The 20,961-nt window shown below is 60.9% G+C and carries 19 protein-coding genes and 1 pseudogene; 9 read left to right on the plus strand and 11 right to left on the minus strand.

Going from position 1 to position 20,961, the window contains the following annotated elements; translation table 11 throughout:
* The first annotated feature begins 1 nt into the window (after position 1).
* Positions 2 to 3,136: an efflux RND transporter permease subunit gene (locus ACRTG1_RS05295; RefSeq protein ID WP_206544513.1), complete on the plus strand. Its 3,135-nt coding sequence runs from the start codon at positions 2 to 4 to the stop codon at positions 3,134 to 3,136.
* 96 nt (positions 3,137 to 3,232) lie between these two features.
* Here the strand turns inward: ACRTG1_RS05295 and ACRTG1_RS05300 are convergent, their stop codons facing one another.
* A complete protein-coding gene (locus tag ACRTG1_RS05300) occupies positions 3,233 to 3,814 on the minus strand; it encodes a TetR/AcrR family transcriptional regulator (RefSeq protein ID WP_206544514.1) in 582 nt (193 codons plus the stop codon).
* Positions 3,814 to 4,302, minus strand: a complete 489-nt coding sequence (locus tag ACRTG1_RS05305; RefSeq protein ID WP_432515859.1) for an HPP family protein — start codon at positions 4,300 to 4,302, stop codon at positions 3,814 to 3,816. Before ACRTG1_RS05305 ends, ACRTG1_RS05300 begins: the two co-directional genes overlap by 1 nt.
* A 279-nt stretch (positions 4,303 to 4,581) precedes the next feature.
* Between ACRTG1_RS05305 and ACRTG1_RS05310 the strand changes: the two genes are divergently transcribed.
* The 4 genes and pseudogenes from ACRTG1_RS05310 to ACRTG1_RS05325 all read left to right on the plus strand — a co-directional run bounded on the left by ACRTG1_RS05310 (position 4,582) and on the right by ACRTG1_RS05325 (position 7,015).
* Positions 4,582 to 5,052 (plus strand): hypothetical protein, encoded by a 471-nt coding sequence (locus tag ACRTG1_RS05310; RefSeq protein ID WP_432515860.1) that lies wholly within the window; start codon positions 4,582 to 4,584, stop codon positions 5,050 to 5,052.
* Between the two features lie 111 nt (positions 5,053 to 5,163).
* Positions 5,164 to 5,611, plus strand: a pseudogene (locus ACRTG1_RS05315) (cupin domain-containing protein).
* Positions 5,612 to 6,240: 629 nt separating this feature from the next.
* Complete coding sequence (locus ACRTG1_RS05320; RefSeq protein WP_113154024.1) at positions 6,241 to 6,477, plus strand: hypothetical protein; 237 nt, start codon at positions 6,241 to 6,243, stop codon at positions 6,475 to 6,477.
* A gap of 94 nt (positions 6,478 to 6,571) precedes the next feature.
* Complete coding sequence (locus ACRTG1_RS05325; RefSeq protein ID WP_432515861.1) at positions 6,572 to 7,015, plus strand: hypothetical protein; 444 nt, start codon at positions 6,572 to 6,574, stop codon at positions 7,013 to 7,015.
* Positions 7,016 to 7,155: 140 nt separating this feature from the next.
* On the opposite strand, the gene ACRTG1_RS05330 is transcribed toward ACRTG1_RS05325, so the two are convergent.
* Entirely contained in the window at positions 7,156 to 7,773 is a 618-nt protein-coding gene (locus ACRTG1_RS05330; protein ID WP_317088870.1) for a LysE family transporter, read from the minus strand.
* A gap of 92 nt (positions 7,774 to 7,865) precedes the next feature.
* On the opposite strand from ACRTG1_RS05330, the gene ACRTG1_RS05335 reads away from it, so the two are divergent.
* The 3 genes from ACRTG1_RS05335 (at position 7,866) to ACRTG1_RS05345 (ending at position 10,056) form a co-directional block, all read left to right on the plus strand.
* Positions 7,866 to 8,753, plus strand: a complete 888-nt coding sequence (locus ACRTG1_RS05335) for a LysR family transcriptional regulator (protein ID WP_113154027.1) — start codon at positions 7,866 to 7,868, stop codon at positions 8,751 to 8,753.
* Positions 8,754 to 8,918: 165 nt separating this feature from the next.
* Positions 8,919 to 9,458 (plus strand): cytochrome b, encoded by a 540-nt coding sequence (locus ACRTG1_RS05340; RefSeq protein WP_206544519.1) that lies wholly within the window; start codon positions 8,919 to 8,921, stop codon positions 9,456 to 9,458.
* 154 nt (positions 9,459 to 9,612) lie between these two features.
* Positions 9,613 to 10,056 carry a cupin domain-containing protein gene (locus ACRTG1_RS05345; protein ID WP_432515862.1) on the plus strand — a complete coding sequence of 148 codons (444 nt, stop codon included), beginning with the start codon at positions 9,613 to 9,615 and terminating at the stop codon, positions 10,054 to 10,056.
* Positions 10,057 to 10,334: 278 nt separating this feature from the next.
* Here ACRTG1_RS05345 and ACRTG1_RS05350 read toward each other — a convergent pair whose 3' ends face one another.
* The 6 genes from ACRTG1_RS05350 to ACRTG1_RS05375 form a co-directional block, all read right to left on the minus strand.
* Positions 10,335 to 12,053, minus strand: coding sequence for an ABC transporter ATP-binding protein (locus tag ACRTG1_RS05350; protein ID WP_432515863.1), 1,719 nt, complete (start codon positions 12,051 to 12,053; stop codon positions 10,335 to 10,337).
* Complete coding sequence (locus ACRTG1_RS05355; protein WP_206544521.1) at positions 12,050 to 12,925, minus strand: metallophosphoesterase family protein; 876 nt, start codon at positions 12,923 to 12,925, stop codon at positions 12,050 to 12,052. Before ACRTG1_RS05355 ends, ACRTG1_RS05350 begins: the two co-directional genes overlap by 4 nt.
* A 60-nt stretch (positions 12,926 to 12,985) precedes the next feature.
* Positions 12,986 to 14,539 (minus strand): ABC transporter substrate-binding protein, encoded by a 1,554-nt coding sequence (locus ACRTG1_RS05360; RefSeq protein WP_113154033.1) that lies wholly within the window; start codon positions 14,537 to 14,539, stop codon positions 12,986 to 12,988.
* 65 nt (positions 14,540 to 14,604) lie between these two features.
* A complete protein-coding gene (locus ACRTG1_RS05365; RefSeq protein WP_113154034.1) occupies positions 14,605 to 15,504 on the minus strand; it encodes an ABC transporter permease in 900 nt (299 codons plus the stop codon).
* A 3-nt stretch (positions 15,505 to 15,507) separates the two neighbouring features.
* Positions 15,508 to 16,434 (minus strand): ABC transporter permease, encoded by a 927-nt coding sequence (locus ACRTG1_RS05370; RefSeq protein ID WP_113154035.1) that lies wholly within the window; start codon positions 16,432 to 16,434, stop codon positions 15,508 to 15,510.
* Positions 16,428 to 17,219 (minus strand): HAD-IIA family hydrolase, encoded by a 792-nt coding sequence (locus ACRTG1_RS05375; RefSeq protein WP_113154036.1) that lies wholly within the window; start codon positions 17,217 to 17,219, stop codon positions 16,428 to 16,430. The genes ACRTG1_RS05370 and ACRTG1_RS05375 overlap by 7 nt, the downstream gene beginning before the upstream one ends.
* A gap of 210 nt (positions 17,220 to 17,429) precedes the next feature.
* On the opposite strand from ACRTG1_RS05375, the gene ACRTG1_RS05380 reads away from it, so the two are divergent.
* Positions 17,430 to 18,311: a LysR substrate-binding domain-containing protein gene (locus tag ACRTG1_RS05380; RefSeq protein WP_113154037.1), complete on the plus strand. Its 882-nt coding sequence runs from the start codon at positions 17,430 to 17,432 to the stop codon at positions 18,309 to 18,311.
* Between the two features lie 244 nt (positions 18,312 to 18,555).
* Here ACRTG1_RS05380 and ACRTG1_RS05385 read toward each other — a convergent pair whose 3' ends face one another.
* Both ACRTG1_RS05385 and ACRTG1_RS05390 read right to left on the minus strand, forming a co-directional pair.
* Positions 18,556 to 19,185: an FMN-binding negative transcriptional regulator gene (locus ACRTG1_RS05385; RefSeq protein WP_113154038.1), complete on the minus strand. Its 630-nt coding sequence runs from the start codon at positions 19,183 to 19,185 to the stop codon at positions 18,556 to 18,558.
* A 2-nt stretch (positions 19,186 to 19,187) separates the two neighbouring features.
* The gene (locus ACRTG1_RS05390) at positions 19,188 to 20,960 is read right to left on the minus strand and encodes a dipeptide ABC transporter ATP-binding protein (RefSeq protein WP_113154039.1); all 1,773 of its coding nucleotides are present in this window, start codon (positions 20,958 to 20,960) and stop codon (positions 19,188 to 19,190) included.
* Position 20,961: the final 1 nt, after the last annotated feature.

Here is a 20,961-nt window from a genome sequence, read left to right on the forward strand (position 1 = left end):
CATGATTGCCAATGTATTCATCTCCCGGCCGCGCCTCGCTGCGGTCATATCGATCGTTCTTTTCCTGAGCGGTCTGCTCGCTCTGGCGCGCATGCCCGTCGAGCAGTTTCCCGATATCGTTCCGCCGCAGGTTTCCGTGATCGCCAGCTATCCGGGGGCGGGCGCGGAAGTGACCGAGCAAACGGTTGCGCAGATCATCGAAGACAAGGTCACCGGTGTCGACGACATGATCTACATGCAGTCGACGTCTGGCGCGGACGGGACGTACATCCTGTCCGTGAGCTTCGAGGTCGGCACGGATCCGGATATCGCCACCGTCAACGTGCAGAACCGCGTGGCTCTGGCAGAGCCGCTTCTGCCGGCGGAAGTCAATCAGATCGGCGTGCGCGTTGCCGCCAAGTCGACGTCCCTGCTGATGGGCATAACGCTTTATGCAAGCGACGATCAGGTCACCGGCGAAACGCTGACCAACTATGCCCGCATCAATCTGATCGATCGTCTGAAGCGCGTTCCGGGCATCGGCGATGCGTCTCTATTTGCGCTTAACCAGTTCTCCATGCGGGTCAATCTCGATGTCGACAGGCTGGCCGCGCTGGGGCTTGTGCCGGCGGATATCATCGCTGCCCTTCGCACCCAGAATGTTCAGGCTGCTGCCGGCAGGGTCGGCGGGCAGCCGATGACGGACGATCCCAGTCTGCAGCTGAATGTCACCACGACCGGCAGACTGAGCGATGCGGAGGAGTTTTCGAGGATCATCATTCGCTCCAACCCGGATGGCTCGGTCGTGCGGGTCGGTGATGTCGCCGATGTCCAGCTTGGCGCGCAGAATTCCGATGTTTCGGCCAGCTACAATGGCGTGGCTGCGACGATGATCGGCATTTATCTCGCCCCCGGCGGCAATGCGCTCAACGCTGCCAACAACATCAAGGTGATCCTGGAAGAGGCCGCAGCCGATTTCCCCGATGGCATCAAATACGACATCATTGGCGATAGCTCGGAGTTCGTTCAGGACAGCATCACGGCTGTTGAGCACACACTGATCGAGGCCTTCATACTCGTCATCATCGTGGTGTTTGTCTTCCTTGGCAGCTTCAGGGCCACCATCATTCCTCTGGTGGCGGTTCCCGTCGCTCTTGTCGGCACGTTCTCTGTCATGCTGGCAATGGGTTTCTCCCTGAACACGGTTTCGCTTCTTGCGCTTGTTCTCGCGATTGGCATCGTGGTCGACGACGCTATCGTGGTTGTGGAAGCCGTCGAAGCCAAGATGGAGGAGAACCCGGAAATGTCGCCGGCGGATGCGGCGCGGGCTGCCATGGGGCAGATCACGGGCGCAATCGTCGCGATCACCCTGGTGCTTTTGTCCGTCTTCGTTCCGGTCGCATTCATCCCCGGTATTTCGGGGCAGCTGTTCCAGCAGTTCGCGGTTGCGGTTTCCGTTTCGATGGTGATTTCGGCCGTGAACGCGCTCACGCTGTCTCCCGCGCTGTGCGCCATCATCCTGAAGCCGCATCACGGGCCAAAGCGCGGCGTCATGGGCTGGCTGTCCAGGCAGATCGACACGACCCGGAATGGCTATGCCCGGGTCGCCGGTGCAATCGCCCGGCGCGCGGTTCTGGGGATCGTGCTTCTGGTGGCGGCTGCTCTTTTGACCGGCTACCTGTTCAACAAGACGCCGACCGGCTTTCTTCCTGCCGAGGATCAGGGCTCGTTCCTCGTTGAAACGCGGTTGCAGGAGGCGGCTTCCGTCAATCGCACGGCCGCTGCCCAGCGCCGCGTGGAGGACATGCTGAAGGGGCTGCCGGGTGTCGAAAGCGTAACGAGTGTCGTCGGTTTCTCGATCCTGGATGGCGCGGCCAAATCCAATGCGGCCTTTGCGCTGGTCTCGATGGAGCCTTTCGAGGACAGGACGACGGCAGAAACGACCGTGTTCAGCGCGATCGACGCGGCCAATCTCTATGGGCTTTCCGAACGTGAAGCGCAGGTGCTCGCGTTCAATCTTCCGCCCATCATGGGGCTCGGGTCGGGTTCGGGATTTGAGCTGCAGATCACTGATACGCAGGGGCGCTCGCCCGCTGATCTGGCGGCTGTTGCGCGGGCCGTATCCGTTGCGGCCAACCAGCATCCGGCCCTGTCGCAGGTCTACACGACCTTCTCTGCCGAGAGCCCGCAGCTCTTCCTGGATATTGACAGGGAGCGGGCCTATTCGCTGGGCATCCGCGTGAGCGATGTGTTCGCCGCGCTGCAGGCCACGCTGAGCAGCGCCTATGTGAACGACTTCAATCTGTTTGGTCGCTCCTGGCAGGTGCAGGTCTCCGCCATCGAGGAGAACCGAAACTCGGTCGATGACATTGCGCGCATTCAGGTGCGCTCATCCACGGGCGAGATGGTGCCAATTGGAGCCTTTTCCAAAGTGAGCTATACGGTCGGGCCGCTGGTCCTGAGCCGGTATAACAATCTGAGGGCGGCCAAGATCAGCGGAAACCCCGCACCGGGTTACTCCACTGGTGACGCTCTTGCGGCGATGGAAGAGGTGGCCGCCAGTTCACTGCCCGCCGGTTACGGGTATGAATGGACGGGAACCGCGTTGCAGGAGAAACAGGCATCCGGACAGACGGCCGTCATCCTCGCCATGGCTGTCCTTTTCGCCTACCTGTTCCTGGTCGCGCTTTATGAGAGCTGGACCATTCCGGTGCCTGTTCTGCTATCCGTCGTGTTTGGCGTGCTTGGCGCGGTAATCTCTCTGCTTCTGGCGGGGCTGCCGTTCAACGTGTATGCGCAGATCGGGTTGATCGTGCTCCTCGCGCTGGCTGCCAAGAACGCCATCCTGATCGTCGAGTTCGCGAAGGATCGCAGGGAGCATGGCGCAACCATCCTTGATGCCGCGATTGAAGGGGCGGGCGCGCGGTTCCGTGCGGTGATGATGACGAGTTTCGCCTTCATCGCCGGCCTGATCCCGCTGGTAACGGCAGAAGGGGCTTCCATGCTCAGCCGGCGCGCCGTGGGCACCGGGGTGGCCGGTGGAATGCTTGCGGCGGCAGCCGTTGGCATCTTCGTCATTCCCGCACTCTATGTCGTCTTTCAGACCATTCGCGAGAAGGTCAAGCGGGTTTCGCGTTCAAAGCCTGAGGCGTCCTGACATGCGCCTCCGGATTCGAGCAATGCCAGGGACGGCGAAACGCTCCAAGTGCGTGTCCTGTTGAGCGCCTTGTGCCGGTGGAAGCCGGGCCTCGCATTACGCAGGCTTTTGGGGAGGGGCTCCGTCCCGCACGGTCATACCCTTCAGCTGACCGAGTGAACCGGAAAAGCTCTCCGTATCGTCAAGCGCTCTGGCCAGAATGATGGCGCCCTGAATGCCGGCGATTATGGAGTTCGCCCTGCGACCTGCCTCCTCTGCATCGAAGCCAACGCCTTCAAGCGCCCTGCGAAGAGCTTCAATCCATCTGGCAAAATAGGTTTTCACCTCGCTTGCAAAACGGTCGCGCGTTTCTTCCAGTGCAAATGCGCCCACCAGGCATATGCGCCGGCCTGAATCGAAATAATCCTCAACCGCAGCGAACATGCTGGCCAGCGCGATCTCGGGTTCTTTTTCTTCCAGCGGAACGAAGATGTTGTTCTCGAACCAGCCATGAACATCCGCCAGCACCGCCGTTGCCATTTCTTCTTTCCCGCCGGGGAAGAAGTGATAGAGGCTCCCCTTGCCGAGCTTTGTGTGCTCGGTGATGCGGGCAACGCTCGCGCCGTCATATCCGTAGCGCCGAAACACTTCCGCCAGCACCGGAATGACATCGCTCCGCTCCGCCACCAGTCGGGCCATCAGACCTTCTCCATGGGATAGGGCGTGCCGTTCGCCCGGTGGAACAGTGTGGCCGCGCCCACCAGCATGGCGGCCCCGGCAAGGGTCGGCATGAAAAGGAAGTCCCATTCGGGATCGCTGGAAAATACCACCAGCGGGTCTGCGCCTGCCGGCGGATGCGTAACCCGCAATGCAGCCATGACAGCAATTGCAAGCCCCACTGCAATTGCGGCCGCCCACCATTCGTTCGGAAAGGCCATCCTCAGAGCCAGCCCCACCATGGTCGAGAGTAGATGTCCGCCGACAACGTTGATCGGCTGCGACAGGGGGCTCGCCGGCACCGAAAACAGAAGGACACAGCTCGCGCCGAACGGGGCCATGATGAGCGGGGCATTCGCATAGACACTGAGCGCTCCCACCGCGCCAATGGCCAGAAGCCCGCCGATCCCGGCCATTATGACGGCCTTGGCGGGTTGAGCGGGTTGATGACGCGTAAAAAATGTAAGCATAGTCACTTCACTGTAATGATAGGTATGGTCTGTACCGTTCAGTACAGAGAGTCGCGTGGTTTGCCAAGGGCCTATGTTGGCAATTTCCTTCATTTGCCCGCGGGCATCGCGCCAGCCCATCTGCGCAAGGTGAGGCTTTGCAGGCACGCTGATGGTCAGTGACTGATCGCGACGCGAATAAGAAGCGCGTTCGTAGACCGGGTCGTTGGTCACAAGGGGCGGGTGCGCCTAGCACTCGATGGCTTTGACAGGGAAGCTTGCTGCAGTTTATTTGGGCGAATGAAGCTATTTATTATAAGTGCTCTTCTTTTTGCTTTCGCTTCTGCGGCGGCGCTATACATTTTGTCGCGCCCCCATGAAATAAGGCATTATACAGAGGCTGAGCTCACAGGGCTGAGTTGCGCAGAAATTTCTGAGAAAAATGAAGAGGTCATATTCGCGTATCATGACGCTTCGATCAGGGAATATAAGAAAGCAGGTTCATTCGAGAATGGAGTTGGTCTTCCAAAGGAAGAGGATTTGCCATTTGTGATTTTGATGAAAAAGGTAATTCGAGATAATGATTTTATAGGATTTGACCTATCGAAGCCATTTTTCCATTCTGTGTCTATTGCGACGCCAAGAGTTCATGCTGAATTCTACGCTGAAATCACGAGTGTTTGTTCGAAAAACAGCTTGCTTGATGCAATGGAAGCAATGGTGCAGGCCGCTAAAAACCTCAATCTGATGCGCAAGCCAGAAAATCCATAGAGGCCCGGTTTTCGCGCCTCCGATCCGGCAATCTGCAAACATCTCGCCTTGGGGCAGGCTCCTATAAAAAGGTCTTTACCCAACCTGGGCAAATGAAGGAGAATATTTGACATGAGCGGAAAGGTGGTCACCTCAGCGGCCGACATCATTTCGGCACTTGGCATGCAGCCTCATCCTGAGGGCGGCCACTATGTGGAAACATTCCGCGATCGGGGAATCAATGGTCGAGCCGCCCAGACCGCGATCTATTATTTGCTGTAAGAGGGCGAGAAATCCCATTGGCATCGCGTCACCGATGCCTCTGAGATCTGGCTCTTTCATGCCGGCGCTCCATTGAGGCTCGGTATTGCGGAGCCGGGGGGAGCCAGCCGTAGAATCTCTGCTCGGTCCCCATATCGCTGCCGGGGAGCGTCCCCAATGCGTGGTGCCGGCCGGATGTTGGCAATCAGCCGTAAGCACGGGTGCATTCACCCTGGTCAGTTGTACGGTCGCTCCCGGGTTCGAGTTCACGTCATTCGAGATGGCCCCGCCTGACTGGTCTCCGCCGAAAGCCCTCTGACATGCTCTGATCGGTTCCGTCCCTGGTGTCGGGTTACGACATGGTGGTGCATGAAAGGCTGTGAAAGCGGTGGGGCGTTGTTTTTCGCTGGTACCCTCGTTTCCCGCATGCCACATTCAGCGAACCGAAATCGTTCGGAACATTTTGGGTGATGCTGGCATTCTTGCGCCAAGCCTGCCTCCTGCTTCTGGCTGTTGTTTGCCTGGAGCTGGGCGCGTATCAGAGTTTGTCGCCGGCAATTGCCTTTGCCGGTGAGCAAAGCATCACGCCTTCAGAGATGCATAGCGGCTCGATTATCCGAGCCACTTTTGCTGAAATTGGATCCCGGTCAGAGCACCGGTACCTTGTTGGAAACAACGGGGGTGGAGCTGATAAGGCTCTCATAGCAAGCTCTCTTGATCTCCGTCACTCGCTCCCGCAGGCGGCACATGCACTCAGTCCATCTGAGCAGCGTCGTGTGCCCGAGATCGCATTCTTTCGTCGGGCAAGGGCTCCACCGTCATTCGCATGAACTGATCCCCCGCTTGTGTGGGGTAATTCACCGGCGCACGGAGGCTTCTGTGTAGCCACTTTGCCAGTCATGCTTGGCTGGGATTTTTTCATGCTCGCTTTCGCGGGCAGGGCTTCTCATGAAACGTGTTATCAATTTTGGGAGTCTGGTTGGCTTCCTTGCCGTCACGACGTTTGTCGTTTTTCATATCCTCGTGGTCGCTATCGCTGCGGTTTGGTCAATTTCGGGTTTGCTTGGGTTCGGTAATGTCGAAGTGATTATTCTCTCAGTTATAATTGGCATTCCAAGTTTGTACGCTGCCTTTAAGGTTACCGTTCTCGCCTTTGCCGCAGAGACCGACCCGGAGAATAACTGACTTCAAATTGCCTCGTGGCCATAGAGCCGTTAAAAAAGATGCGTAGACCCGTTAAGAGGACGGGCTCTACGCATTCCCGCCAAGTCACTGGATCATGTTCAATGTTCTCCCTGCGATGTGCATCAATCAGGTTGTCGTCGGGCGAGAGATGATCCGAACCGTTCTCGTCAGCATTCTTCTTTTTATCGGTTACGTGCTTTCACTGGCGCTCATTGCGTATGCTGTGCCACCCCTGACAGGATGGCACCCTCGCGGCGTGAGTTACGGCATCACGATGCAGTATGCCTTCCTGTTCGCCTGCATTCAGGGCGCTCTGACCATTGCATTCCTGAGGCGGCTGACATTGCGCAACGCGCTCAGCCTGACTGCGGTCATCGGCGCAGCCATCGTCTTCTTCATGTTCCCGGGCATGAACCGGGGTGCGTTGCCCTTCCTTGCCATGACGCTGTCAGCCACGGCCCTCTGTGCCCTGTATCTGTTCCGCAGTGCCCGAACGGGGCAGGCCAAACGGAGATTCGGCGCTCCATTCCGTGATTAGGCTGCACCCGGCGCATGATCTGCCTCCCAAAGAGGACGTTTTGCGTGGGCCATCGTGATGGTGCGAGGCCGTAGCCTTAAGCCGGTCGGCTGCCAAAAACTGCCGGACGGTCGTGTCGCCCAGTCAGGCGACTCTTGAACTCATGGGGCAAGATTGGTCGCAGCCAGTGCTATGCCAAAGCCCACCAGCAATATGCCGAATATCCGGTCTATCCAGTGCCGGAGGTTGTAGATGCGCATTTGGAGACGGGGCGCGCCAAGGAACAGGCTGACCACAGCAAACCATGCAACGTGGGCAAGTGAGATATACAGCCCGTAGGCAATCCGTGTCGCCAGCGGCGTATTCACGTGAACGATCTGGATGAACAGGCTGACGATAAAAATCGTTGTCTTCGGGTTCAGCGCGTTGGTCAGGAAGCCGATGCGCAAGGCGCCCAGGTCAGACAGGGCAGGTTCATTCGCTGCGATTGGTGTTTCTGCGTCGCAGCTGCGCAGCATCTTCGCGCCCAGCCAGACCAGATAGGCCGCGCCGGCCAGCTTCAACACGCCAAGTAACGCCGGTGTTTCACGGATCAAAAACCCGATGCCAAGCAGCGTATAGCCGAAATGAACCAGCACGCCCGCGCCAATGCCGATCGCAGTCAAAATGCCTGCACGTCGGGAGAGTGATAGTGAATTGCGGGCAACCATTGCGAAATCCGGCCCCGGACTGATGACGGCGAATGTGGTGATGGTGATGACGGCCAGCCATTCGGCCATAGGCGGATCCTCTCGTTTTTTCCCTGGTTAACGCGAAGGGGATGCCGGCAAAAACGATGACTTCTGACGGAATGTGTGAGAATTAATGACGTATGAGGCAGCACGTCACATCGCTCCCGGCTCTTGCCTGTTTTCGGGTTGCTGCTGAACTTGAGAGTTTCAGCAAAGCAGCGGAACGCTTGAATCTCACGCATGGCGCGGTGAGCCGTGCCGTGCGCCTGCTAGAGGATGATCTGGGGACACAGTTGTTCGAGCGTCGCAATCGGGCGGTTTTCTTGACGGATGCTGGCCGCAGGTTCGCACATGTGGTGGCGCGGGGGCTCGGGCAAATCGAGGAAGAAGCTCTTCGCATCAAGGCTGAACATGTCAGTGCACCCGTCACTGTTTCATGCGAGCCGACATTAATGATGCGCTGGCTTATCCCGCGAATGCCGCAGTTTCATGCGGAGCATCCTGCAGCGGATATTCGCCTGCTGGCCGGCGGCGGGCCTGTATCCCTTGGATCAGGTGTCGACCTCGCCATCCGTCGCAACGATTTCATTTGGCCAAGAACCTACTTTGCGCAGCATCTGTTCGAAGAGCGGATTGGTCCCGTCTGCCGCCCCGACAAGGTTGCAACTTTCTTCGAAAACGATCGGATGAATGCCGCCGCAGTGCTGCTTCATACCCGCACCCGTCGGTCAGCCTGGGAGGTATGGGGCGATATTTCCGGCCAATCCCATGCAGCCAATGCCTCTCGGGAGTTCGAGCACTTCTACTTCAGCTTGCAAGCGGCCGTTGCGGGTCTGGGGGTGGCAATTGGGCCGTGGCATCTTGTTCAGGATGATATCCGCGCCGGATTGCTTGCCAGTCCCCAGGGGTTTCACCCCGATGGCAGCGCCTATTTCCTGCTTTCGCTGCATGAGCCGGAGCACGACACAACGGCAGCGATTTTTCGGGAGTGGCTGGTGAAGAAGGTGTTGGACGGGGTTCCCGTCTGACCCGCCTCGCCGAGGCGACGGAAAGCACGCCGGAACTCTCTGGTCACGCGTGTTGCTGATCCGGTCCCTGCTCGTGGTTCAAGAGAATGGACAAATGTTAATTTGAAACGGGGTTTGGTCCGTGCTGAATGCTGCGCTGCAACATAGGTGCAGGATTTGGAGCTCATGCAGGCATTCAGAGATACAAGTGATGGTTACGGGGTGATCAGCAAGTCATTCCACTGGCTAATGGCGTTCCTTTTCGCCTGGCAGTTTGGTGGTGCGATGCTGCGTCTGGCTGAAACGGAAAACGCTGTTCAGGCATTCATGTGGAGCACGCATCAGCCTGTTGGCTTCACGCTGTGGGGTTTGGCCTTTCTGCGCGCGTGCTGGGGGATCTTCAATTGGCGCAATCGCCCGCACCACACTGGTTCTTCCGTTCAGGTCCGGTTGATCGGCGCGGCGCATATGGTGATGTATCTGCTGATGCTCGTGGTGCCTTCGCTGGCCATACTGAGAGGCATCGGAAGCGGTCGTGGTCTCAGCATCTATGGCATCGATGTTTTGCAACCCACTGGCGTCCAGGTAGATTTTCTGGTCACGCCGGCCAACATCCTCCATGGGTGGCTTGCATGGCTTCTGCTCGTCCTGATCGCGGGGCATGTGTTTATGGCAATGTATCACCAGCTGGTCCGAAAGGACGGAACGTTGTCAAAGATGGTCTGACGGGAGAGGCTGAAGCATAGACATTGAAAGTGCTAATCGCGACAATGACGGGAAGCCTGCCGATCCGTTGCTCGGCAGGCATCCCGGCTCGGGAGAGGGCTCCATGAAAGGGGCTTCCCCTGGGCGTCAAATGAAATGAAAGGCAGTTTTTGATATGAACGGAAGTGCGGTCACCTCGGCAGCTGACATCATTTCGGCACTCGGCATGCAGCCTCATCCCGAAGGCGGCCACTATGTCGAAACATTCCGCGATCGTGAAATCAATGGCCGGGCCGTGCAGACCGCGATCTATTATCTGCTGCAGAAGGGTGAGAGATCCCATTGGCATCGCGTCACCGATGCATCTGAGATCTGGCTCTTTCATGCCGGCGCTCCGTTGAAGCTCGGTATTGCGGAACCGGGGGAGCCGGCCGTCGAATTTCTCCTCGGTCCCCATATCGCTGCTGGGGAACGTCCCCAACGCGTGGTGCCGGCCGGATGTTGGCAATCGGCCGAGAGCACGGGCGCGTTCACGCTGGTCAGTTGCACGGTCGCTCCCGGGTTCGAGTTCACCTCGTTCGAGATGGCCCCGCCGGACTGGTCTCCGCCAATTACCTGACTGCGATCATCGGCGCAGCCATCGTCTTCTTCATGTTTCCGGGCTTGAACCGAGGCGCGTTGCCCTTCCTTGCCATGACGCTTTTAGCGACGGTGCTCTGCGCCCTGTATCTGTTCCGCAATGCCCGCGTCAGACGACTGCGTTGACGAAGCGCCCAGACCTTGGGACCTCTCCGCCCCAAAACCGGCAACAACCGCACCAACCACTCACAAACCCGCTTGACGTCAGGCCGCGGGGCGCGGATTTATGCGCACCCAACGGTTGCCCTCCGTCAGCGTTTAAGCCATTTCGCGTTGGGCGCTCATGTCACCCCGTTGCACGGCCATGGGAAGGTTATCCGCTGGGAGCAGAGAGCCGGTGTCGGATGCGGTGCGGCGGTTTTTCCGGAGAGACGGATCGGCGCGGGGAACGGCGGAAAGCAGGCGCTTGGTGTAGGCGTGCTGCGGGTTTGAAAGCACGTCGTCGGTCAGCCCCGTCTCGACGATCTCGCCAGCGAACATGACAGCAACACGATGGCTCACACGCTCCACCACTGCAATGTCGTGGCTGATGAAGAGAAAGGCGAGGCCGTCGCTTCTCTGCAGGTCGAGCATCAGGTCGGTCACCTGCCGGGCGATGGAGACGTCGAGCGCCGACACGGCCTCGTCGGCGACGATCAGCCTTGGCTTGACCGACAGGGCGCGCGCAATGCACAGGCGCTGGCGCTGGCCGCCGGAAAACTGGTGCGGGAAGCGGTCGACTGCATCGGCTTCCAGCCCGACCCTCTCCACAAGGCTGACAGCCATGTCACGGCAGTCCGATGGCCGAACCATGCCGTGAATGCGGGCCGGCTCGGTGATCAGCTCATGAACCGGAAGGCGCGGGTTGAGGCTGGCATAGGGGTCCTGAAAGACCATCTGGGCATCCCGGCGGGCGGCGCGCAGGCCCTGCCGGTCGAGCTGCATCATGTCATGGCCGGCAATTCTGACTGTCCCCTCAACGGGCTCCACCAGACGCAGGATCGAACGGGCGAGGGTCGACTTGCCACAACCGGATTCGCCCACCAGCCCAAGGGTTTCGCCGGCGCGCAGGGTGAGGGACGCATTGTTGACGGCGGTGAACGCCTTTCCGCTCCGCCCAAGAATGCTGCGTTTGCCGGCAAAGCGGGTGGTGAGGCCGTTCACTTCGAGGATGGTGTTGCGAACGCCCTGAAGCCGGGGCGCGCCAGCGCCGAGCCTCGGGGTGGCTTCCATGAGCTGGCGTGAATAGGCAGCCTGCGGCCGGGCGAACAGGTCTTCGACCCCGGCCTCCTCTTCCTTCACGCCGTGACGCATGACGACGACGCGGTCGGCCACCTCGGCCACCACGCCCATGTCGTGCGTGATGAACAGGACAGCCATGCCGATCTCTTCCTGCAACTGACGGATCAGCGAAAGGATCTCCGCCTGCGTGGTGACATCGAGCGCGGTGGTCGGTTCGTCTGCGATCAGGAGGCGTGGTCGGCAGGCAAGCGCCATGGCGATCATCACGCGCTGGCGCAGGCCGCCGGACAATTCGTGGGGATACTGTTTGAGGCGGCGCGCGGGTTCGGGAATGCGCACTTTGTCGAGCGCTTCGGTGGCTGCCTGAGTGGCCGCCAGGCGCGACATTTTGTTGTGCCGGATAAACACCTCGCAGATCTGCTCACCGATGGTCAGAACCGGATTGAGCGAGGTCATGGGTTCCTGAAAGACCATCGAGACCTGCCGGCCCCGCAGCGCACGCATGGCATTGTCTGAAAGGGCTGCGATGTCTGTGGGCTCGTCGCCCATCAGCCGTATCGCGCCGGAGGTGATGCGCCCGCCCTCCCGTTCGATCAGGCGCATGATGGAAAGGGCGGTCGCCGACTTTCCAGAGCCTGACTCTCCCACCAGGGCAACCGTTTCGCGCGCTGCTATGCTGAAGGAAAGATCCTTCACGGCAGCGTGGTTGCCGAAGGCGACGTGGAGGTTTTCGACCGAGAGGACGGGCGTGCTCATGCCGGCTCTCCGCGCTTGCGTGCGACGACGTCCGGGAGTTCGTGGAACGGCGGCACCGGCGGTGTCCAGCGTGTGGCGGTCGCGGTGAAAGCGTGATCGATGGGGTCCTTGCCCTCCACGCGCCAGCGCACGCTGGTGCCGTCCAGCTCGAGCATTCCCATGGCGCCGGCCGGGTCGCCCTGCGTGGTGAAGCTCTCGGTCAGCGACTGCTGGGTGAGGTGGGTGATGCCGTCAACGCGGGTGATGGTGTTCCAGTGGACATGGCCGGCGACGCAGACAACGGGAACGCGCGCCTGAGCGAGCGCTGCGCGGGCGCGGGCCGCCTGCGGGTAGGTGGAGACGCCCGGATTGGACTCGAAATAGTAATTGCCGATCTGCGAATGGCCGGAGACGGGCACATGGCTCAGCACCAGCAGTGGGCGGTCGGCGTTCTGAACGGTGCGCGAGAGCCACAGGATGTCGGGCTCGCCAAGCTGGAAGCCGCTCACATCCGGCCCGCGACGGATGAAGGTGTCGGCGCGCCAGAGGGCGATGCGCCAGTCGCCGATGTCGAGCGTCTGGTGGCCCAGCGCCTGACCGAGAATGTCCTCGTTGTCGGCAACTTCCAGATGGTCGCGGTCATGGTTGCCGTTGATGTGGCAGACCGGGGCTTCGACGGCCTTGAAGGCCTCGGCCACCTCGCGTTCCAGAACGAGGTCCGTGTCGCGGTCCTGATCGGATATGCGGTCGCCCAGATCGATCACGAGATCGGGACGGGCATCATTGGTGAAGCGGGCGAAGTCGTCCATCAGCTCCAGCGCGGTGTCGCCGCGCTTGGTCAGGGACGGCTTGCCGTGGTGAATGTCGGCGACGAGGCAGATACGGGTCGACATGGTTGGTTCCTCGAATTGTGAAGGAGGGCCCGCGCCGGTCTGGCGGCGCGGGCCGGAACGTCAGTTGCTGGCGAAGTCGATCGCGCCGGCGCGGAAGTCGAGCACGTAGGGGATGTTGCCGGGCTGCGGAGCCCAGTTCACGTCCTGACGCATCGCCCAGGATTCGTAGGGGCGGTAGAGCGGCAGCACGGGCGGATTGGCCTTGATACGGTCCATCAGCTCGGCATAGGCCGCCTTGCGCGTTTCCACGTCGTCGGAGAAGCGGAACCGCTCCCAGATCTCCGCATAGTCTTCATCGGTGTTGAAGCGGCCTTCGGATTCGGAAGGCCCATTGGGAGCCCACATGACGCCGAAGGAGCCGAACGGGTCGGAAAAGTACATCGGGTTCGACCAGTTGCGGGCCATCATCTCCGGCGCGTTGCCGGTCCATTTGTCGCCCACCTGCACCTTGCCGTTGATGCCGACTTCGGCCCACATTTCCATGATCGCCTGCGCGGCGAGAAGGCCATTGGTGTAGTAGGTCGGAGCGGTGTCGAAGGTGATCTCGAAGCCGTCATAGCCAGCTTCCTCAAGCAGCGCCTTTGCTTTCTCCGGGTCGTATTCGAAGGTCTTCAGCTCCGGCATGTAGAGCGGGCCGAACTCTTCCATCGTGTGCGAGGAAGGAACGACCGCCTTGCCGAGCCAGAGCGCTTCGTTGAGCATGTCGCGGTCGATGGCGAGGCTCATGGCCTGGCGGATGCGCGGGTCCTCAAGCCTGGGATGATTCATGTTCATGATCATCACGTGGAAGAGGGCGGTCGGCGCGCCGACGGTCTTCAGCGCCGGGTCGCTTTCGATCAGCGCAAGCTGGTCGGGAGCGACATTGGTGATGATGTCAGCTTCGCCGGTCTTGAGCGCGGTCATGCGCGAGGCGGTTTCGGGCATGCGCTTGACGGTGACGCGATCAAGCGGCGCGCTGTCGCCCCAGAAATCGGCGAAACGCTCATAGACCAATTCTTCGCCGGGCGAGAAGGTGGCGATCCTGTAGGGACCGGTGCCGACCGGCTTTAGGGAAAACGCCTCGAAGTCGTCATTCTCGGCAACGGCCGGATCGCCGGTGAGCCCCTTGGTGTAATCCTCGGGAATGATCATGACCTGCTGGAGGTTCAGGAGCGTCTCCCACAGGGGCTCTTCACGCTTGGCGTGGATGCGGATCGTGTGGTCGTCGATCTTCTCGGCTTTCGCGAAATTGCTGAGCCGGTCACGCGAGCGCACCTGATAGGGCGGGAAGGTCGCCTGATACATGCGGTTCAGCGAGAACACGACATCGTCGGCCGTCATGTCTTCGCCATTGTGGAACTTGACGCCTTCGCGCAGCTTAAGCTCCATCACGGTCGGTTCGATCAGTGTCCACTCGGTGGCGAGGGCGGGCTTCCACACGGTCTCACCGTCAACAACGGTCTTGGCGATCAGCGTGTCGAAGGCGTTGTGGTAGAACTGCGAGCCGACATTGGAGTGGTCGCGGCCGGGGTCGAGATAGGGGGCGACATTGGCCGCACCGACGGTGAGTTCGACCGCGAAGGCGGGCGCTGCGAACAGCGCCGCGATGGCGGTGGTTGCGAGAAGTCGTTTCATGTCTGGCTCCAGGATTTGGGTGGCTGGTTGACTGTTCGGGCCTTGCCGGCCTCTTTTCAGGGCGACTAGCGGGCGCGCAGGCGGACATCCGCCCGGTCACGCAGCCAGTCGCCAAGGATTTGCACCGCGAAGGTGACAAGCAGGATCATCAGGGCCGGAACGACGACGATCCACGGAGCGGTCGGCATGTAATCGCGGCCGATGCCGACCATCGCACCGAGCGTGGCGGTTGGCGGCTGAACGCCGAGCCCGAGGAAGGAAAGCGTCGATTCCAGCAGGACGATGTTGGAAAAGGACAGGGTGAACTGCACCACGAGCGGAGAGACCACGTTTGGCAATATGTGCCGGAAGGCGATCCGCGCGTCGGTGGCGCCCGCCGAACGGGCGGCTTCGATGAAGGGCATCTGCGTGAGCTTGCGCACCTCGCCGCGCACAATCCGCGCCGACTGTTCCCAGCCGTGGATGCCGAGCACCAGAACCATGATCTGAAGGCTCGAGCCGAAGATGGACAGAAGCAAAAGGGCGATCAGGGTGAAGGGAATGGCGATCTGCGTGTCCACCAGCCCCATGACGAGATCCTCGAACACACCGCCGATCAGGCCCGCAAGAACACCGAGAACGGCACCGATCACCAGGCCGATGGTCGATCCGAGCAGCGCGAGCGTCAGCGTCAGGCGCAGGCCATAGAGCGAGCGGGAGAGAACGTCGCGGCCGAGCTCGTCCGTGCCGAGCAGGTAGCCGTCCCTGTAGCGCTCGAAGCCGATGGGCGGGCGCAGTCGTGCGATCAGGCTCTGATGCTCAGGCGCAAAGGGCGCGAGCAGGGGGGCCAGAATTGCAGCGGCCACGAGGAGGATGGCCAGAACCATCGCCATGCGCTGGATGGCGTCCGCATCCTGCCAGAGCGCAACGAGACCTTCGAGGCGGTTGCGTGCGGGAGAGGAGGGGGAGGCGGTGATGTCGGCCATCGATCAGGCCTTTCCAAGACGGATGCGCGGGTCGGCATAGGCGTAGGCGATGTCGACGGCGGCATTGATGAAGAGGACGGCGATGGAGACGGCGATGACGCCGAATTGCAGAACCGGGTAGTCGCGCATGATGGCCGAACGGACCAAAAGGTCTCCAATGCCGGGCCAGGCGAAGATCGCTTCAACGACCACGCTGCCGGCAGCGGCGAGCCCGGCGATCTGAAGCCCCACCACCGAGAGGATGGTGATCGAGGCGTTGCGCAGGCCGTGTTTGAAGATGACGTCGGATTCCGAGAGGCCCTTGGCTCGGGCTGTGCGCATGTAATCCTGGCCGAGCACATCAAGCATCGCGTTGCGGGTGAAGCGCGTCAGTCCGGCGATCAGAACGCCCGACATGGTGATGGTCGGCATGATGAAGTGCCAGAAGCTTCCATTGCCCACCACCGGAAGCCAGTTCAGCCAGTAGGCGAACACGAGGATCATGAAGGTGGCGAGCACGAAGTTGGGAACGGCGTAGCCAAGAAAGGCGAGCATCATCACCGCGCTGCCGATCCAGGATTTGCGATAGACCGCACCGAGAATGCCCAGCGGAAGCGCGACGGCCAGTGTGAGCGCGACGCTGCTCAAAAGCAGTTGCAGGGATGGCCAGACGCGTTCGGCGACGATCTCCGCCACCGGCCGCCGCTCCACGAAGGAGAGGCCGAACTGCCCGTCGAAGAAGGAGGTGAGGAAGGCGCGGTACTGCGACCAGACCGGTTGGTCGAGGCCGTAATAGCTGATCAGCAGAGCGCGGTCTTCCTGGGTGATGCCTTCGCCGATGACGAAGTCGATGGGGCTGCCGGACAGGCGTGTGGCGAAGAAAACGAGCGTCACGATGGCGAAGAACGTCACCGCAAGCTTGATGATCGTTCGGGCGAGGTAGGTCAGCATGATGCTCTCCCGTTTTCGGTGGCGGGTTTGCGGATGGACGCGGTTGCCGCAGGCTTTGGTGCGGGCTGCTCTATGCGCAGGAACGCCATCCCGGCGGCCTGTGCCGCCAGACCATCGGTGTCCGGGTTGTCGCCAATGAAGACAGCGTGGCCGGCGTCGACCCCGGCGTCGTCCAGAACGATGTCCAGCAGTTCGGCCGAGGGTTTGCCGAGCGAGCGGAAGGCGATGTCCGGGCAGCAGGTCCGCAGCGCTGCCAGAAGCGCGCCGGTTTCCGGCACCGGCTCTCCGTCGGGGCCGGGGTGTGTTCTGTCGAGATTTGTCACATGCAGCGCCGCGCCGGCATCGACCTGCCGGGCAAGCCGGGTCAGGCATCCAAGATCAAACCGCGTCTGGCGCGCCAGAACGGTCACCTGCGGTGCGTCCGTATCGAGGGTGAGGCCGAGCGCGACAGCCAGTTCGGCGAGCGGCGCATCGGCATAGACCGCGACCCGTGCGCCGGGGGCGCTGCGGGCGAGCCTTCGCAGGGTCTGCTCGCCGGCGAGAACGATGTGGCGGGCATCAATGTCGAAGCCGAGGCCGGCGAGCCGCTTCGCCAGTGTCTCTGCCGTGTCGGAGGAATTGTTGGAGACGATCCACAGACGGTCGCGATTGCGGCGCACGAACTCCCGTGCGCCTTCATAGACGTGTGCGCCGCTGATCAGGCAGCCGTCGAGATCGCACAGGATGGCTTCGTAGTGGTCGAGCGGCTGCTGCGAGAGGCTGGCCATGGAAGAGACCGGGTGCATGAAACGGCAGTATCCTTCTGAGCCGGCTTCACGCGGCAGGGCGCGCCGGTGGTGACCGGAGTCGCCCGGGTCCTGACCCTGGTGCTGCCTGGCGATGAAGCTGGTTTGCAGTTCTGTTCTGCCGTCACCCTGCGCGGGCTCTGTGACACTGCTGTAACAAACCGAGGATATTCCTTGGTCCGGGCAAAGAAACTCCTTGGGTGTTGAAACATGCCGATAACGCTCTCGCGCATTCGCGCGATCAACGCCGTGGCGCATGGCGGCTCCTACGCAGCCGCCGGCCGGCAGCTTGGCATCTCGCAGCCGGCTGTCTCGCAGCATGTGCGCGATGTGGAAGCGGAATACGGGGTGCGGCTGTTTCTGCGCCGGAACGGCGTGCTGCATCCGACGCCCGTCTGCGAGCAGTTATGCGACATCGCCGAGCGGATGAGCGAGGAGGAGCGCGAGGCCGAACGCATCCTTACCCGCCACACGACCCTGCTCGATGGCCGCCTCTCCGTGGGGCTTGGAAACTCGATGCCCGGCATGGCCGTCATCGCCCTTTTCCGCAAGCGGCATCCCAGCGTATCGGTGGCGGTGGAAACGGGATCGTTTGAGAAGATCGTCAAGGCGGTGCTGGCGCGCGAGGTGGATGTGGGCGTGCTGCCGGATGTTCCGGTCGATGGCCGGTTCCGGACCGAGCTTCTGGTGCGGCAGGATGTGGTTGCGGTGGTTCATGCCGACAACCCGCTGGCGCGTGTGCGCACCTTCACCTGCGCCGCGCTGATGGATGCGCCGTTGATCTTCCGCACGCGCGGGTCTTCCACCCAGCGTGTGGTCGACCGCGCCTTTCGCAATGCCGGTTTCGAACCTTCGCCGCTGCTGCTGCTCGATACGCGCGACGCCGCCTATGAGGCGGTGGCCAACGATTTGGGTGTCGGGTTCATGTGGCGGCACGGCACGGGCCGTACGGATGCCGTGCGGCGCATACCCGTGCATGAGATGAGCCGCATGTATGATGAGGTGGCTTTCACGCTCGCCGATGAACGCGCGGTGATCGTCGATGCCTTCATGGCCGCCGTGCGGGCTTTCAGAGAGCAGCCGCAGGCCTGAACTTCCTCATCACGAGGGCGGAGAGCCGCGATAATGGAGACATTCCAGCTTACCCAGTCCTATCAGGAACGGATTGCGGCGCGATTGACCGAGGAAGAAACCCGGCAGCTCAGCACGTTGCTCAGAAAGATGCTGAGCCTGAATGTTTGATTTCGAAATGGGGTGGCGACTTCGCTGACGAAGCGTCCAGACCTTGGGGCCCGCTCGCCCCAGAAACCGGCAACAACCGCACCAACCACTCCATCTATTCACAGAGCAATCCGGCCAACACGTCGCGTCCGATTTCCTGGCCGTGCTCCAGTGCTCCTGCAACGCCGTTGCGATTTCTGGCCGACCGTGTCTGCTCCAGTTTTGAAATACCGTTCAGGGCCGTGATCTGAATTCGAAAGCCCACAATTCTCGGCATCATGCGGGCAATGTCCGCTTCGGAGATCCTGTCTAGCTGCCACGCGCCGCCTATGCGGTGTTCAGACAGGCGAATTATGTCTTCCATCAAGGCGCGCATATCCGCACACCCGACCGGCTCTACCTCACCGCGCAGATGGACCGCCTGATAAATCCAGGTGGGCACGTCTTCGTCTTCCACATACCAGCTTGGCGACACATATGCAGACGGGCCGTTGAACACCGCCAGGATCGGCCCCGGCTCCATGACGTCCTCGGCCTGCGGATTGATCCGCGCGATATGCCCGATGACGGTGTTGCAGCCGGGGGCATCGCTTTCGAAGAATAGTGGGGTTTGCGTTGCTTCCATTGCGCCGCGTTGGGACGTGATGATCGTCGCGAGTGGATATGTACGCACAAGTTCTCGCGTTTCCGCATCACTGGCCCGATAGAGTGGCGGGACGTAGGGTCGATGGATTTTTTTGGTCATTGCTATTCCTTCCGTGCCGCCGCACCGCGCAGTGCAACGTAATGGCCGGGCGCGGCCTCGGTGAGGTGATAAGGTGTTTCAGTGCCAGCCGCGTCGTAATACGGGAGCTTGTCCATCGCTGCACCGCAAACGCCATCGTCTGATGCCAGCTTTACCCCTTCCTGAATACGTTCCAGTCGTGGTGAAGCAGAAAGCAATTGTCGTGTGTAGGGATGACGTGGGACGTCGAAGAGTGCGCCGGTTTCGGCCTGTTCCATAATACGGCCCTTGTTGAGCACGTACAGGCGCGCGCACAGCTGCTCGACGATATGAAGATCGTGGCTGATAAAAAGGCAGGCGAAGCCGAATTCGCTCTGCAGTTTCTTGAATAGCGCAAGTATCTGCGCCTGGATTGTAACATCGAGCGCCGAGACGGGCTCGTCCGCGATGATCAGTTCAGGTTTGCTGATAAGGGCGCGGGCGATGGCGACACGCTGGCGTTGCCCTCCGGATAAAGCGTGCGGAAAGCGCTGCGCCATCCCACGCGGCAGGCCGACCGCCTCCAGCATTTCATCAGCTCTTGCACGTTTGGCCTCCTCGGACAGGGTTCCGTCCTGCCGCAAGCCCTCGCGCACGATGCGCCCGATCCGCATGCGCGGATTCAACGACGAATAGGGGTCCTGAAACACAAAGCGGATGCGCCGGCGAAGCTGGCGCTCCAAAGCTGGTGGGCAATCGTCCAGATCCTGACCGTCGAACACGATACGGCCTCCGGCCTTGGGAGCAAGCTTCCCGATCGACCGGCCTATGGTGCTCTTTCCGCTACCGCTCTCGCCCACGAGCCCCACAAACTCGCCGGGTTGCACCGTCAGGGATACATCGCGCACCGCATGGGTCGTGGTGTCTCGCAGCAGGCCGAATAAGCGCTTTTCCCTGAACTCCACCCGCAACCCCACGACAGCAAGCAGGGGCGGGCCTCCTTCTCCCTTGACCGGACTTGGCTCTCCAAGTTGCGTGGCGGCAAGAAGATTGCGGGTATAGTGATGCTCGGGGCGTGCAAGCACGGACTGCGTGGTGCCAGCCTCAACGAGGACGCCCTTTTCCATGACCGCGATCCGGGCAGCATATGCTGCAACAACCGCCAGATCGTGCGAGATAAGTATGACCGCAGTGCCATTGGCGCGAGCAACCTCGGCCATGATGTCCAGAACTTCCTTCTGCACGACCGCGTCTAGCGCGGTGGTCGGTTCATCAGCGATCAGCAACGCTGGCTTCAGCATCATTACCGAGGCGATCATGATCCGCTGACGCATTCCGCCGGAGAATTCATGCGGGTAGCGCTTCAGGAGTCCTTCCGGATTTCGCAGTTTCACCTGTCGCAACATTTCCAGCGCGCGCTCCCGGATCTGCGTCTCGGTCAGATCTGTATGTTCCCGCATCGCCTCATACATCTGCTCACCGATCCGCATACTCGGATTGAGTGAGGAGAGGGGTTCCTGAAAAATCAGACCGACCTGCTTGCCGCGTATCAATCGCAGCTCTTCCTGCGATCTTGGAGACGTTACCTCGTGCTTCTGGAACATAATGCGCCCACGCGTCACTGCTCCGCCGCGCGGCAAGAGCCCCATGATCGCCCGTCCAAGCATGCTCTTGCCGCTGCCGCTTTCGCCAACCAGCGCCATGATCTCTCCGGGAGCCAGTCGAAAGCTCACGCCCTTGACCACCGACCGCGTACCAAAAGAAATCTCCAGATCATCGACTGAAAGGACAGGTGTGGGTTCTGTGCTGACTGTCATG

It is taken from the genome of Nitratireductor sp. PBL-C9 (assembly GCF_050877045.1).
GTDB classification, from domain to species: Bacteria; Pseudomonadota; Alphaproteobacteria; order Rhizobiales; family Rhizobiaceae; genus Nitratireductor; species Nitratireductor aquimarinus.

Coding starts and splice junctions, on each gene's coding strand:
- ACRTG1_RS05295 (WP_206544513.1), top strand. CDS start 2: ATGATTGCCAATGTATTCATCTCCCGGCCGCGCCTCGCTGCGGTCATA.
- ACRTG1_RS05300 (WP_206544514.1), bottom strand. CDS start 3,814: ATGGCCCGACTGGTGGCGGAGCGGAGCGATGTCATTCCGGTGCTGGCG.
- ACRTG1_RS05305 (WP_432515859.1), bottom strand. CDS start 4,302: ATGCTTACATTTTTTACGCGTCATCAACCCGCTCAACCCGCCAAGGCC.
- ACRTG1_RS05310 (WP_432515860.1), top strand. CDS start 4,582: ATGAAGCTATTTATTATAAGTGCTCTTCTTTTTGCTTTCGCTTCTGCG.
- ACRTG1_RS05320 (WP_113154024.1), top strand. CDS start 6,241: ATGAAACGTGTTATCAATTTTGGGAGTCTGGTTGGCTTCCTTGCCGTC.
- ACRTG1_RS05325 (WP_432515861.1), top strand. CDS start 6,572: ATGTTCAATGTTCTCCCTGCGATGTGCATCAATCAGGTTGTCGTCGGG.
- ACRTG1_RS05330 (WP_317088870.1), bottom strand. CDS start 7,773: ATGGCCGAATGGCTGGCCGTCATCACCATCACCACATTCGCCGTCATC.
- ACRTG1_RS05335 (WP_113154027.1), top strand. CDS start 7,866: ATGAGGCAGCACGTCACATCGCTCCCGGCTCTTGCCTGTTTTCGGGTT.
- ACRTG1_RS05340 (WP_206544519.1), top strand. CDS start 8,919: ATGCAGGCATTCAGAGATACAAGTGATGGTTACGGGGTGATCAGCAAG.
- ACRTG1_RS05345 (WP_432515862.1), top strand. CDS start 9,613: ATGAACGGAAGTGCGGTCACCTCGGCAGCTGACATCATTTCGGCACTC.
- ACRTG1_RS05350 (WP_432515863.1), bottom strand. CDS start 12,053: ATGAGCACGCCCGTCCTCTCGGTCGAAAACCTCCACGTCGCCTTCGGC.
- ACRTG1_RS05355 (WP_206544521.1), bottom strand. CDS start 12,925: ATGTCGACCCGTATCTGCCTCGTCGCCGACATTCACCACGGCAAGCCG.
- ACRTG1_RS05360 (WP_113154033.1), bottom strand. CDS start 14,539: ATGAAACGACTTCTCGCAACCACCGCCATCGCGGCGCTGTTCGCAGCG.
- ACRTG1_RS05365 (WP_113154034.1), bottom strand. CDS start 15,504: ATGGCCGACATCACCGCCTCCCCCTCCTCTCCCGCACGCAACCGCCTC.
- ACRTG1_RS05370 (WP_113154035.1), bottom strand. CDS start 16,434: ATGCTGACCTACCTCGCCCGAACGATCATCAAGCTTGCGGTGACGTTC.
- ACRTG1_RS05375 (WP_113154036.1), bottom strand. CDS start 17,219: ATGCACCCGGTCTCTTCCATGGCCAGCCTCTCGCAGCAGCCGCTCGAC.
- ACRTG1_RS05380 (WP_113154037.1), top strand. CDS start 17,430: ATGCCGATAACGCTCTCGCGCATTCGCGCGATCAACGCCGTGGCGCAT.
- ACRTG1_RS05385 (WP_113154038.1), bottom strand. CDS start 19,185: ATGACCAAAAAAATCCATCGACCCTACGTCCCGCCACTCTATCGGGCC.
- ACRTG1_RS05390 (WP_113154039.1), bottom strand. CDS start 20,960: ATGACAGTCAGCACAGAACCCACACCTGTCCTTTCAGTCGATGATCTG.